This window comes from Arthrobacter sp. JUb115 (genome assembly GCF_004365035.1).
Lineage (GTDB): Bacteria > Actinomycetota > Actinomycetes > Actinomycetales > Micrococcaceae > Glutamicibacter.
Map to the genome: position 1 here is coordinate 250,803 of NZ_SOBS01000001.1, position 12,259 is coordinate 263,061.

General features: G+C 59.4%; 11 protein-coding genes. 1 reads left to right on the forward strand and 10 read right to left on the reverse strand.

What is annotated here, in order from left to right:
• Positions 1-84: 84 nt before the first annotated feature.
• The 6 genes from EDF61_RS01210 to tpx all read right to left on the reverse strand — a co-directional run bounded on the left by EDF61_RS01210 (position 85) and on the right by tpx (position 6,105).
• Positions 85-1,338, reverse strand: coding sequence for an extracellular solute-binding protein (locus EDF61_RS01210; protein WP_105657188.1), 1,254 nt, complete (start codon positions 1,336-1,338; stop codon positions 85-87).
• Between the two features lie 207 nt (positions 1,339-1,545).
• Complete coding sequence (locus EDF61_RS01215) at positions 1,546-2,388, reverse strand: class II fructose-bisphosphate aldolase (RefSeq protein WP_105657187.1); 843 nt, start codon at positions 2,386-2,388, stop codon at positions 1,546-1,548.
• An 11-nt stretch (positions 2,389-2,399) separates the two neighbouring features.
• Positions 2,400-3,302 carry a 1-phosphofructokinase family hexose kinase gene (locus EDF61_RS01220; protein ID WP_166650653.1) on the reverse strand — a complete coding sequence of 301 codons (903 nt, stop codon included), beginning with the start codon at positions 3,300-3,302 and terminating at the stop codon, positions 2,400-2,402.
• A 26-nt stretch (positions 3,303-3,328) separates the two neighbouring features.
• Positions 3,329-4,267: an ROK family protein gene (locus EDF61_RS01225; RefSeq protein ID WP_105657185.1), complete on the reverse strand. Its 939-nt coding sequence runs from the start codon at positions 4,265-4,267 to the stop codon at positions 3,329-3,331.
• A gap of 10 nt (positions 4,268-4,277) precedes the next feature.
• Positions 4,278-5,180, reverse strand: coding sequence for an SIS domain-containing protein (locus EDF61_RS01230; protein ID WP_105657184.1), 903 nt, complete (start codon positions 5,178-5,180; stop codon positions 4,278-4,280).
• A 427-nt stretch (positions 5,181-5,607) separates the two neighbouring features.
• On the reverse strand, positions 5,608-6,105 hold the full coding sequence (gene tpx, locus EDF61_RS01235) for a thiol peroxidase (protein ID WP_105657183.1): 498 nt from the start codon (positions 6,103-6,105) through the stop codon (positions 5,608-5,610).
• 98 nt (positions 6,106-6,203) lie between these two features.
• Between tpx and EDF61_RS01240 the strand changes: the two genes are divergently transcribed.
• Positions 6,204-6,830 (forward strand): class I SAM-dependent methyltransferase, encoded by a 627-nt coding sequence (locus tag EDF61_RS01240; protein ID WP_105657182.1) that lies wholly within the window; start codon positions 6,204-6,206, stop codon positions 6,828-6,830.
• 574 nt (positions 6,831-7,404) lie between these two features.
• Here the strand turns inward: EDF61_RS01240 and hutI are convergent.
• The 4 genes from hutI to EDF61_RS01260 form a co-directional block, all read right to left on the reverse strand.
• On the reverse strand, positions 7,405-8,592 hold the full coding sequence (gene hutI / locus EDF61_RS01245; RefSeq protein ID WP_133833010.1) for an imidazolonepropionase: 1,188 nt from the start codon (positions 8,590-8,592) through the stop codon (positions 7,405-7,407).
• Between the two features lie 136 nt (positions 8,593-8,728).
• The gene (locus EDF61_RS01250) at positions 8,729-9,676 is read right to left on the reverse strand and encodes a carbohydrate ABC transporter permease (RefSeq protein WP_105657180.1); all 948 of its coding nucleotides are present in this window, start codon (positions 9,674-9,676) and stop codon (positions 8,729-8,731) included.
• Positions 9,673-10,812 (reverse strand): carbohydrate ABC transporter permease, encoded by a 1,140-nt coding sequence (locus tag EDF61_RS01255; protein ID WP_133833011.1) that lies wholly within the window; start codon positions 10,810-10,812, stop codon positions 9,673-9,675. The genes EDF61_RS01250 and EDF61_RS01255 overlap by 4 nt, the downstream gene beginning before the upstream one ends.
• A 68-nt stretch (positions 10,813-10,880) precedes the next feature.
• Entirely contained in the window at positions 10,881-12,239 is a 1,359-nt protein-coding gene (locus EDF61_RS01260) for an ABC transporter substrate-binding protein (RefSeq protein ID WP_105657178.1), read from the reverse strand.
• Positions 12,240-12,259 lie beyond the last annotated feature (20 nt).

Consider the following 12,259-nt stretch of genomic DNA (forward strand, 5'->3'; position numbering starts at 1 on the left):
GGACCGGAGATTCTCGGTTGTCCAGCACGGCAGGCCCGGCGGTGTTACGCCGGGCCTGCCGTGGAATGCTTCCGGTAGCAGTTCCTAGCTTGCGGCGTCGGCCTTGGCTTGGATGCTCTCGAGTACTTCCTGAGCAGACTTGCCGGTCCCCAACTCGCCCATCAGTGACTTGAATGCACCATCGGTGGCGTTCCATGCCGGGTTTGTCGTCGGGTAGAAGACCGCGTTAGGCAACATGTCCAGGAATGGCGTGAGTGTTTCGTCTCCAGCCATCTTCTCGGAGCCGGACTTCGTCGTTGGCAAGAATCCTTCGGTGCTCACCCAATCGGTGTAGACGTCAGCGGAGAAGAAGTAGTCCATGAATTCTTTGACGGCAGCAGACTTGCTGCCGTCATTCCTGAAGGACATCAAGCGATCGGCAACACCCAGCGTTGCAGGCTCACCGGATTTCGTCGGCACGGCAGCCACACCGTAGTCCAGCTTCGGGTTCTCGTCCTCAATCTGCCCGATTGTCTGCGGCAGCGCGTAGGCGAAGCCGAGCTTGCCTTGGACGAACGTGTTGAGCATCGGGGTACGCTGTGTGGCACCGGGATCATTCTGGGTGACACCGTCGTCTACCATCTTCTTCATGAACTCGGCCGCTTCGAGGTTTTGCGGCGTATTCACCGAGATCTTCTGCGAGTCTCCGAAACTGCCACCGTTTCCGGCGAACCAGATCAGCGATTCGCCCTGGGCTTCCTCGCTGCCCAGGGGCATCCCGTAACCATCGGCCTTGGTTTTCTCGCTGATCAGCTTCGATGCATCATGGAGTTCTTCCCAGGTGGTAGGAACGGCATCAACGCCGGCTTCTTCCATCAGGGCCTTGTTGTAGAACAAAGCCCGGGCCGAAGCGATCAATGGCAAACCGAATTGGGTGCCTTCGAACTTCTCCGCGTCCGCAAAAGTCGTTTGGAAATCATCGATGGTTTCCTGCGAGGCAATGTCACTTGCCGGTGCAAGCAGGCCCTCGGCAGCGAACTCCGCGAAGGCTCCGCCGTTGTAGATGTCAGGAGCTTGTCCACCCTGCAACTTGGTTTTCAGCACACCCTCGATGTTTTCCCAAGACTGGACTTCGAGGTTGACGTCAATGTTCTCGTGCTCGGCTTCGAAGTCAGCGATTACGCCTTCCCAGAGGCCCTTGGTCCCATCCGAGTAAGTCGGTACGAGCATGTTCAAGGTCGTAGTGCCACCTGAAGCATCCGCGGATCCGCCACCATTATCAGAAAAACCGCAACTGGTCAGTAGCAATGCCGCGGCTGTTGAAAGGGCGAGAACCCCGGTTCGCGTCGTACGTTTCATGGTTGCTCCTCATCGCTGTGATGCTTTTGCATCGATGCAAGTGTGAATAATTCGTGACTTTTCTTGCCGATATAAATCAAGAAAAGTCAGATTCACTAAAAAGTATGAAGTGTTACAGATCACAGGTCAAGAGAATTTTGATATTTAGAGATTTAACTTGTTCGAAAAAGCTCATAAGTAATCATTAATGCATGCTTCTTTGCCAGTTTAGTGCTCAAGCAAGGCAAAGAGGCGGAGCAGGCGGGCCGCTTCTGAGGCCAAGGCTGCGCGGCCAGCGCCCACATATTTGCGTGAGTCAACGGCACCAGGATTAGCTTCGAGCCAATCACGCACGGCACGGGTAAAGAATCCATTCAGGTGCGTGGAAACATTAATCTTGCGCATGCCGGAGTTAATCGCCTTGACCAGCGTAGTGTCGGGGACCCCGGATGACCCGTGGAGCACCACTGGTATGGCCAGCGTTGACGAAAGCTGCTCAATCAGTGGCAAGTCCAGGCTGGCAGATCGCTCAAGCATGGCGTGCGAGGAACCGACGGCCACGGCGAGGGCATCAACCTCTGTCAGAGAATGAAAATGCCGTGCTTCGACAGGGTCGGTGCGTACCCCAGGAGCGTGGGCACCGTCCTTTCCGCCAATTTCTCCAAGTTCTGCCTCGACGTAGACCCCTTGGCGATGGGCGGCTTCCACTACTCGTATGGTGGCTGCAACGTTCTGCTCAAAGGGCAGTTTGGCGCCGTCGAACATGACCGATCCAAATCCCAGATCCATTGCCTGGTATACCAGCGATTCATCCTCGGCATGATCCAGATGCACAGCCACCGGGACTTCGGCAGATTCGGCCAATGCCAGTGTTGCAGCGGCAATCGAGTGGAGTCCACCGTGGTATTTCACGCAATTCTCGCTAATCTGCAAGATCACCGGCAACCCGACCTGCTCAGCACCACCGATTATGGCTTGGGCGGTCTCGAGGTGAATAACATTAAAAGCTCCTTGGCCTCGGCGTTGCTTTACTGCCTGATCCATAATTTGGCTGGTGGGAACCAATGGCATGGTCGTGCTCCTTAGATTTGTTCGTTCGCAGGGATAATGCGGTAGTTGGTGTCTCTAGCCAGCTCGATGTGCTGGGGTGACAGGCTCCCTGCAGTTGGCATGAGTACCGTAGCCGCGGACCAGGCGACAGCCCGTCGCAAGATCGCTTCCCGGTTCAGCAGCTGCACAAACCCCGAGGCGATAGCGGCCACGGCCGAATCCCCTGCCCCAGTTGGGTTCCCGGACAGCGTTCGGTTGAGTTTGGCATGGGCGACCTGCGGTGTTTCCCTGGTGAAGTGGTACAGCCCTTGGGCCCCGGCACTGACATAGACTTCCGGGGCGCCAAGACGCAGCAATTCCCGCGCTCCCCCACCTATGCTGGCGCAACCGGTGGCCTCGCGCAGCTCATGATCGTTGGGCTTGAGAACTGCCCCGCATTTGGCAGCGAGCAGCAGGTTTGGCCCGCTGGTATCCACCACAGTCCACAGTCCTTGGCCGGTGGCGTGGCCAATGAGCCTGCTGATTGTTTCCTTGGGAGTTCCCGGTGGCCAGGATCCGCAGATGGCCACCGCGCTCGCTGTCGATAGCAAGGCCTGGAACTCGTCTTCTATACGCGACCATTCGGCAGTTGCCAGCGCGGTACCTGTTTCGTTGAAGATGCTCGTCATGTCGGACTCCGCGTCATGGAAAGCCATGGAGCGGCGGGTGGGGACAGAAGTGCGAACCGGATTGATCGCAATGCCCTGCTGTCCTAATTCGACAGCGAATTGCTCTCCAAGGCTGCCACCCAGCGGACATATGACTTCGACGTCAATGCCCTGGGAGTGCAGTACCTTGGCTACGTTGATCCCCTTGCCACCTGCTTGGCGATGCTGCAGCGTGACCCTGTGGCTGGAGTCCAGCTTCAAATTCGGGGTCAAGTAGGTTTCGTCCATGGCCGGATTCGGCGTGAAGCTAAGAATCATGGGTGGCGCCCTGCCCCGGGACGTGTTGCCTGGCGGGCGAGCAGCAAGGCACCTTGCAACCCTGCCTCCGCGCCAAGCCGCGCCGGAACAATCCGTGGTCTGCGTTGGAAAGATAATCGCCGTTCTAGCGATTGTTCTATCTCAGCAAAGAACGATGGCCCGGCTTGAGCCAAACCTCCGCCAATGATGATTCCTTCTGGCGCGGTTGATGAGCATAGTTGAGCCAGCGTGAAGCTCAGAGCCTCAATGGCCTCCGCGATGATCGTTGCCGCTTTGGCGTCTCCAGCGGCCCGGGCGGCGAAGATTTCTTTGGCACCGGCCGATGTTCCCGTGGCTTGTTCGTATCTTCGTGCGATGGCACCGGCCGAGGCGAGGGTTTCCAGGCAGCCTGTGGCACCGCAAGCACAGAGCAGGCCTCCGGGGACCGGCGCATGCCCCAGTTCCCCTGCGTACCCGCCAGCTTCCAAGAGACGGCCGTCGACCACCAAGGCCGACGCAATCCCGGTTCCTATGATCAAAATGGCGCTGTTGCGCCGCAGTGCGTCGTCGTGTGCGCCGCTTCCTAACTCCAGTTCTGCACGGGCAGCCGAAGCCACATCATGCCCGAAGCCCACAGGCAGTCCGAGCGCGTCAGAGACCAGCCGCTTCATCGGAACATCGCGCCAGCCGAGGTTCGCTGAGAACACTGCCATCTCGGCAACCGGGTCTACCAATCCGCAGACCACCAGGCCCGCTGCCGCCGGCTGCTGGTCATTCGCTTCACGGAGCTTGGCTGCGAGCCCGAGCAACTGGTCAACGAGTACCTGGGCGGCAAGCTGCGGGGATGCCTTGCGCGTAGGTTCTCGCAGTACCCGGAGAATTTCACCTTCTTCTGTGGCCAGCCCGGCTTTAACGTCGGTGCCTCCGACATCGAAGAGCAGATATCGCTTTAACATGGCTGAGTACTCAGCCTTCCAGAATCACCGAGCGCGTGAGGTTGCGCGGGTGGTCCGGGTCCATCCCCCGGGCACGCGCCCGGTCCAGGGTGACCCTGTGAATGTAGGCAAGCTCGGCCAACGGGTGACGGTCTTCATTGATGTAGATGGCGCCAGTGCTGCGCACCTGGATATCCAGGTCCTCGGGCTGTTCGCCGAGCATCCACGTCACTCGGTTGGGCGCGGCAATGGCGATCGGCCCGTGACGGTAGTCCATTGCAGGGTAGGCTTCGGTCCACCCTTGGACAGCCTCTCTCATTTTCAAGGCGGCTTCATGGGCCAGGCCCACGGAGAATCCCCGTCCAAGGAAGGTGAATTGTTCTGCGTCCACTAGTTCTTGTGGTGTTGGCGAGTTCACCAGCGCTTCGGCTTGGGTCATTGCGTGATCCAGCTTTTCCCCCACGCTGGAGAGCAAATAAGCCAGGGCAGTGGTAGCAAAACGCGTCTGGACGACGGACTGCTCATCGGCATAAGGCAGCTGAATCACGGCATCGACCCTGTCCACTATGGGCGAGGCCACGTCCCCGATGATGCCTACGGTGTGGATGCTGTCATCGAGTTCGGCCAGCAGTTGGAGCACTTCAGAGGTGGTGCCCGAACGAGTAATCGCAACCACGGCATCGTAGTCACGCGTAGCGATACGCGCTTCAGATGCGGCGAAGGCATCAGTCACACCGTGGCCTGCTGCTTCTCTCGCCGCGGCATAGGCTTCAGCCATGAACCATGATGTCCCGCATCCCACTACGGCAACCTTCGCGCCCTTGGCCGGCAACAGGTTTTCGCGCTGTTGCTGCGCTACTGCACGACGCCACATCTCTGGTTGCGAGACCAGCTCTTCTTCCATATGTGCGCCTAGCACGGTTCGCTCGCTCATGCGTTTGCTCCTTTTGGCATGCAGTGCCCGACAGATCAGGATTGATGTTTTATGATTATTTTTAGATGATAACAGTCAGAAACAATCTATTTCGAGTATAGGGTGAGAAACCCGTCTTGAGAATGCCTGCCCAGAAATTCTCCAATTCCCGCCAGTGGCAGACCGCTCCCAAAAGTGCGGCAGCAATCGACTATTGATGGGAATTAACTAGTCAGCGAGGAAATTACCGCGTTGTTCCAGGCATGCAGATTCTGCTCGTCCGATAGCCGGTCCACTGATGATCAACCTCGGCGAAATGTGTTCCCACCACAAGCCACGTGAGATTTGGCTTGATCGACCGATGGGATTACCGGCTTGGGCATAAAGAAAGCCCGCCTGAAAAATTTTCAAGCGGGCTTTCATGCACCGTTTCCGGTGCAAACAATATCTAGTTCAGTGCTGAGATGGCTGCATCGTAGTCCGGCTCGGTGGTGATCTCCGGGACGATCTGGTTGTAAACAACCTGGCCGTCTTCATCCAGGACAACAACCGAACGGGCCAGCAAGCCAGCCAGTGGACCGTCAACCTGGGTCACGCCATAGTCCGAACCGAAGTCGGAACGGAAGACCGAAGCAGCGGTAACGTTCTCGATGTCTTCGGCACCGCAGAAGCGTCCCAGTGCGAATGGCAAGTCAGCAGAAACGCACACCACGGTCGTGTTCTCCAGGCCGGCAGCCAATTCGTTGAAGCGACGCACGCTGGCAGCGCAAACGCCGGTATCAACCGACGGGAAGATGTTCAGGACAACGCGACGGCCAGCCAGCGATTCGCTGGTGACATCTGCAAGGCCGGTGTCGGTGAGAGTGAAAGCTGGAGCCTGCGAGCCAACGGCCGGCAGATCACCAATAGTCTGTACAGGGGTTCCCTTGAAAGCAGTATTAGCCATAGGTCTTGTTTATCATGAATGCCTAATCCGGAGCTATATTTTCTGCCTACTAGCGCAAACAAGTCGCTCACCTCTCGTTCCTATGCAAAACTGTGGACATGGGCCCCGACTACGATTCATACGCAGCGAAGATGCGTGCTCAGACCCTTGACGGCACTGATTTGGAAGTAGTCGCCCGTTTCACCGACATGCTCTGCCGCCGCAATTCACGAATTCTCGATATCGGTTGCGGGGTAGGCAACACCGTCAACGCCTTGCGCCGCTTGGGACACCGTGGCTACGGCATAGATCCCACACCCCAAGTGCTGGATGTAGCTGCAGAGCTATTCGACGGGAGCTGGTTCCGGCAGCTATCGGCGAACCAGCTGGCCCTGGGCTCATTGGACGAGCATGACCTGCCAAGGACGTACGACGCCATATTGTTGACCGGTAATGTGCCTGCTTTCATTTCTCGCGATGAACTGCGAGGCATATTCAACTTAGCCGATCCGGTACTCAGCGTCTCGGGCGTACTCGTTGTCGGAACCACCCGCCATGCCAGAGGCGGACCGGAAGACCAGGACGAACTTCGCGAAGGGACCTCGCTGCAGCTCGTGCAGCGATTCGCCGATTGCCATTTAGCTCCCTACCGTTCTGGCTCCCAATGGTCTGTGAGCGTGTACGCGCGCACCGGTCAGCGTTCAGGATTCGAGAGCCCAGATGGGATATTCATTCTGCCCTCCTAGCCTCGTGGCTATTTGCGAAACGCCGCCAGGTATTCAACAGGCGGCAACTTTTCAAGGCCTGGAATCGCTGCCTAAATGCGACCGCTGTTTCGTAGCCAACTGACTTCGCAAGAGAAGCTGCCGTTTCATAGGTTTCCACGAGCCGCCGGCAAGCCTCTTTTATTCTCAGTGACATTGGGACAGTGGGCATCCCGAAGCTGAACTGTGCTGAGCCAAGCGGGGAGAATTGCCCATGGCTCCGGGCACAAGACGCTGATTTCCCAGCGCTAGGAAGCTACCGGTCCGGGAAGGCACGGAGGCTTGCCTCGATCTCGCCAGAAGCCGCCAACAATCGTCGGGAATTGGGAGTATCGGACCTGCGTGGCCAGCAGGTGCAGGCATTGAAGGCTTCTCATCGCTTCGATCTACCGGGCGGACAGAATGCAGAGTCCTAGTTTTGCTTACGGCTTGGACTGCTTCAATCCGCAGCACGGCTCGGGGCCGAAGAATCCTTGCGGCCGGATTCCTGCCGCCCCTATCCCCTTCCCTGGGCGCGCGCGATCCAGACAGATTTTAGATGCGCTCTCACAAAGCTCTAGATCGCTTTGCCGGCCCGATACACGCTGTGGGTCAAGTTCATCCCAGGACGGTACGCCAGATGCGCAGCAACTGGCGCGTCAAGAACATGCAGATCCGCACGCTTGCCGATCTCAATGGATCCCACTTGGTCGGCAACCCCCAGCGCGAGCGCCCCTCCGTAGGTTGCCGCCTCAATGGCTTCAGCCAGGGTCAGGTCCATTTGGAGCACTGCGGTAGCCACGCAGAAGTTCATGTTGCTCGTGTAGCTGGTACCCGGATTGCAGTTGCTTGCCAGTGCGATTCGCACGCCTGCATCGAGCAGTGCACGGCCCGGTGCCAGCGGTTGCCGTGTCGACAGGTCGCAGGCGGGCAAGCAGGTGGCGACGGTGCCCGCAGTCCCTGTTCTTGTTCCCGTGTCCCAGCCAGCCCAGCTTCCGGCGAGCGCCTGGAGGTCCTGATCGTCCAGGTAATTCACGTGGTCTACCGAGTGGCTGCCGAACTCTACGGCCAGCTTCACGCCCGGCCCTGGACCCAGCTGGTTTCCGTGGACCTTGGTTGCCAGTCCCTTGTTCCTTGCGGCGTCCAGGACCCGGCGCGACTGTTCTTCGGTGAATGCGCCGCGTTCGCAGAAGACATCCACGAAGTCGACGTTGGCCGCCACGGCATCCAGCATCGGTCCGGTGACCAAATCGGTGTAGTCATCGGCGTCCCATCCTGCCGGTACCAGGTGAGCGCCAAGGAAAGTCAGGGAATCGACCAGCGGCTTGCCCAGCACCGAATGCCGGATTTCTTCCTCCAGTGCCAGTCCGTAGCCGGTCTTGGTTTCCATCCAGGTGGTGCCCATCGCAAGAGCTTCACGGCGGCGATCAGCCACGAGGTCGGCCAGCTCCTTGTCCGAGAGCTGCCCGGTGGCCGATGTGGTGACCGCGATGCCTCCAGCGGCATAGGACTGGCCTGCCATGCGGGCTACGAACTCCTCGGCGCGGTCGCCGCCGAAAATCAAGTGGCTGTGGGAATCAACCCAACCGGGCAGCACCGCACGGCCGCCCAAATCGATCTCGTGTCCTGCAGCAGGTGCATGCGCCATGTTGCCGATCCATGCGACCAGTCCGTCCTCGATCAGCACCGCCGCGTCTTCCAGCACGCGGCCCTTCGCGTCAACCGTAGTCAGCTGTCCAATGTTGGTAAGCAACAAGGTTGCCATGAGCGCTCCGCCTTCGTGGTATTTCCAATCCTTTAGCCAAGAGCCTACCCATGGCTTGTTGCCTATGGGGCAGAACAACAGGGTGCCCGTCTGGGATTTCAGACTGGCACCCTTTTGTTCCCACTTCAGGCCAGGGTTACCCCTTGGTGGCACCTGCCAGCAATCCCCGCACGAAGAACCGTTGCAGGGCGAAGAAGACCGCCAGCGGAATGATCATCGAGATGAAAGCGCCTGCGGTGAGCAGCTCCCAGGATTGCCCGTAGGTACCCGAGAGGTCTTGGAGCGCTTTCGTGATCGGCAAGCCTCCACCCGAGGTGAAGACCGTCGCCACCAAGAGGTCATTCCACACCCAGAGGAACTGGAAGATTCCGAAGGACGCAATAGCCGGCATCGACAGGGGCAGGACGATCTTCGAGAAGATCTTCCCGTGCCCGGCTCCGTCAACACGCGCAGCCTCGATGACCTCATCGGGGATCTCCGAAATGAAGTTGTGCAGCATGAAGATCGCCAACGGCAAGGCGAAGATCGTGTGGGCAATCCAGACCTTGGCGTAGGCGCCATCCAGCCCGTTGACTCCCAAGCCCGGCAGGATATACAGCCCACCGATCTTCACTCCGTCCGAGAACAGCTGGAGCAGCGGAACCAGCGCCATCTGGATCGGAACGATCTGCAGGGCGAAAACGAGAACGAAGAGCGTATTGCGCCCCTTGAAGTTGATCCACGCGAAAGCGTAGGCAGCCAAGCTGGCGACAAGGATCGGCACGATCGCCGCCGGAATGGTGATGACCAGCGAATTCAGGAACGCCTTGGACAGCGGAAGGCTGTCGCCGGAGGCAAAGGCCTGCGCATAGTTATCGAGCGTGAATGAAGGGTTGGACAGGGCCGTCCACCAGCCCGAGGTCTTGATGTCATCAGCCTGCCTGAAGGAGGAGGCAAACAGGCCGAAGGTGGGGATGGTCCACACCGCGGCAATGATGAACGCCGCAATGGTGGCTGCGCGGGAGGTGGTGGCTTTGCGCAGTTTCCCGCTGGTTTTCTCGGTAGCCGCCAAGAGGCGTCGAGAGGATTCGCTGACGGTGCTCATCGGATTCCCCTTTGCTTCTTATGCTGGCGGACGTTGTAGATGATGATCGGCAGTACCAGGATGAACAGGATGACGGCCAGGGCCGAGCTGTAGCCGGTGCGTGCCCCGAGCTGGAACTGGCGCACCATTTCGAATGCCAGCACCGTTGTATCCGAGCGTCCGCCGGTCATCGATGAGACGATGTCGAAGACCTTGAGCGAGGCGATGGAAATGGTGGTCAATACGACGATGACGGTGGAGCGGATCCCCGGCAGCGTGACATTGGCGAAACGCTGCCATGGGCTGGCCCCGTCCAGGGATGCTGCTTCGATTTGCTCTGCGGGCACGCCCTTGATGGCCGCGGACAGGATGACCATGGCGAATCCCGCCTGTGTCCAGATCAGGATGACCACCAGGAACAACGTGTTCCACGGTTCGAGCCCGAGCCAGTCGACCGGCGTGGCCCCGAATGCCGTGATGATCGCGTTGAGCACGCCTATTTGCTCGCCCTGGCGGATGTCGTAGAAGAACTTGAAGATGATCGATGCGCCAACGAAGGAAATCGCCATGGGCATGAACACCAGCAGCTTGAAGAACTTCTCGCCACGGCTCTTGTCGATGAATACCGCGTAGGCCAATCCGATAATAGTGGAGACCACGGGCGCCACCAGAACCCACACCAGGGTATTGAGCAGGGCGGTCAGGCCATCGGGGCTGGTGAAGACCCAGCGGAAATTCCCCAGGCCGACGAAGCCGGATCCGTCGTTGGCCATGAAGGCGCTGAGCGCGGTGCGGACCGTGGGGTAGATCAAGCCGATAGCGAGCAGCAGCATGGCCGGAGCCAGGAAACCGGACAGCTGCAGCAGCGAGCCGGCGCCGGATCGCGAGCGCCGGTCCAGGAAAAACAGCACCGCGCCGAGCACCGCGGCCAGCGCGGCCACCCACATCACGGAGTTGTACAGGCCCAGGACCAGCAGGATCGCCACCGGGACCAAGACCGCGGCGGCAAAGCGCACGACGGCGAAAACCCGTCCGCCCTTGGTCGCTATCTCGACAAAGGCGAGGATCGCTGCGATCAGGACCGCGAAGGCGACCAGGACGATCGGCACTTGGACTAGCGGCGGAACGCCAGCCAGCCACTGGAAGAATTCAGACATGCGCTCAGGCTCCTACAATCCCGCCAACGGCCGGGGCTCCCGGCCGTTGGCAATGGACCAGATGGCGACTAGGAGTCATAGCCGGACTGGATATTTTCAAGCACTTCCTTGGTCGGCTTGCCATCGATCCAGTCCACCAGGCCCTTCCAGAAGGAGTCGGAGCCGACGCTCTTGGGCATCAGATCAGACCCGTCGAAGCGGAAGGTGGTGTTCGGATCCTGCAGCAATTCAACAGCGGAACGCAGCAGATCGCTGCTGGCGTTCTTCGGATCAAGCCCGGAGTTCGCCGAGATCACGCCGCCGAGTCCAACGCGGCTATTGGCCCAATCCGCGCTGGCCAGGTATTCCTGGACCTTGGCGGTATCCTCATCATTGGAGAAGGCGGCAACGAATTCACCGCCGCCTACAACAGATACGGGGTCATCGGCTTTGGCTGGCGGGGCAACGAAGGCCCAGACATCCCCGTTAGGCGCCACGGTAGCTTTCTCGCCATCGGCGTTCTTGGAATCCAGGACGTATCCTTCCAGGAAGGATGCCTGGTGGGTCAGCGGGCAGGTTCCCTTGGCCACGGCCGTGCCAACATCGCCGAAGGCGGTGGCGTTGATCGACTTCACGTCGCCATATCCGGCGTTGACTTGCTCTGGGTCCAGCAGGATCTTTCCAACGGAATCGAAGGCGCTGGTGATTTCTGGCGAAGTGAATTCCAGATCTCCCGAAACCCACTTGTCGTAGGCTTCGGTTCCGGACTGGCGCAGGACCGCGTCTTCAATCCAGTCGGTGCCCGGCCATCCCGATGCCTCGCCCGAAGCGAATCCGGCACACCAGGCCGGTTCATTGGTCTGCTTCGAGATTTCGGTGCCCAGGGTGGTCATTTCATCCCAGGTTTCCGGGACGCTCAAGCCCCACTGCTCGAACTGCTTGGGCGAGTACCAGATGTAGCCTTTCACGCTGGCCATCAGCGGCACCCCGTACTGCACCCCATCGACCTTGCCGTAGTTCTGCCAGTCTTCGGACCAGTTGCTCTGCAGCTGGGACTGCACTGCCTCGGGAAGTTGCTGCACCTTGCCCTGGGCCACGGTGGCCTGCAGCAAGCCCGGTTGCGGGAAGACGGCCAGGTCCGGGGTGTCGCCGCCTTGGACCTTGATTCCGATTTGGGATTCGAAGTTCTTGTCGCCGGTGTAGCGGATCTTGATGCCGTTCTCCTCGGACCACTTGGCCCAGGATTCTTCCAGCAGTTCCGCTTCAATGCCGGTGACCGGGCCGTAGATATCGACGACTCCGTCGGCTTGGCCCACTTGCGCTTCGCCACCGCCGGAGGCGTTGGGGTCATTGGGGTCTGCTCCGCCCGAGCAACCGGTCAGGAGCAGGCCGATTGCTGCCACCGAGATAACCGGCGCGAACTTCAGCCCGCGTTTTGCTTTAGTCATGATGCCCTCCACGTTGGGTA

Excerpts from the sequence above, each read along its gene's own strand:
- EDF61_RS01210 (WP_105657188.1), bottom strand. The coding sequence starts at position 1,338 with ATGAAACGTACGACGCGAACCGGGGTTCTCGCCCTTTCAACAGCCGCG.
- EDF61_RS01215 (WP_105657187.1), bottom strand. The coding sequence starts at position 2,388 with ATGCCATTGGTTCCCACCAGCCAAATTATGGATCAGGCAGTAAAGCAA.
- EDF61_RS01220 (WP_166650653.1), bottom strand. The coding sequence starts at position 3,302 with ATGGACGAAACCTACTTGACCCCGAATTTGAAGCTGGACTCCAGCCAC.
- EDF61_RS01225 (WP_105657185.1), bottom strand. The coding sequence starts at position 4,267 with ATGTTAAAGCGATATCTGCTCTTCGATGTCGGAGGCACCGACGTTAAA.
- EDF61_RS01230 (WP_105657184.1), bottom strand. The coding sequence starts at position 5,180 with ATGAGCGAGCGAACCGTGCTAGGCGCACATATGGAAGAAGAGCTGGTC.
- tpx (WP_105657183.1), bottom strand. The coding sequence starts at position 6,105 with ATGGCTAATACTGCTTTCAAGGGAACCCCTGTACAGACTATTGGTGAT.
- EDF61_RS01240 (WP_105657182.1), top strand. The coding sequence starts at position 6,204 with ATGGGCCCCGACTACGATTCATACGCAGCGAAGATGCGTGCTCAGACC.
- hutI (WP_133833010.1), bottom strand. The coding sequence starts at position 8,592 with ATGGCAACCTTGTTGCTTACCAACATTGGACAGCTGACTACGGTTGAC.
- EDF61_RS01250 (WP_105657180.1), bottom strand. The coding sequence starts at position 9,676 with ATGAGCACCGTCAGCGAATCCTCTCGACGCCTCTTGGCGGCTACCGAG.
- EDF61_RS01255 (WP_133833011.1), bottom strand. The coding sequence starts at position 10,812 with ATGTCTGAATTCTTCCAGTGGCTGGCTGGCGTTCCGCCGCTAGTCCAA.
- EDF61_RS01260 (WP_105657178.1), bottom strand. The coding sequence starts at position 12,239 with ATGACTAAAGCAAAACGCGGGCTGAAGTTCGCGCCGGTTATCTCGGTG.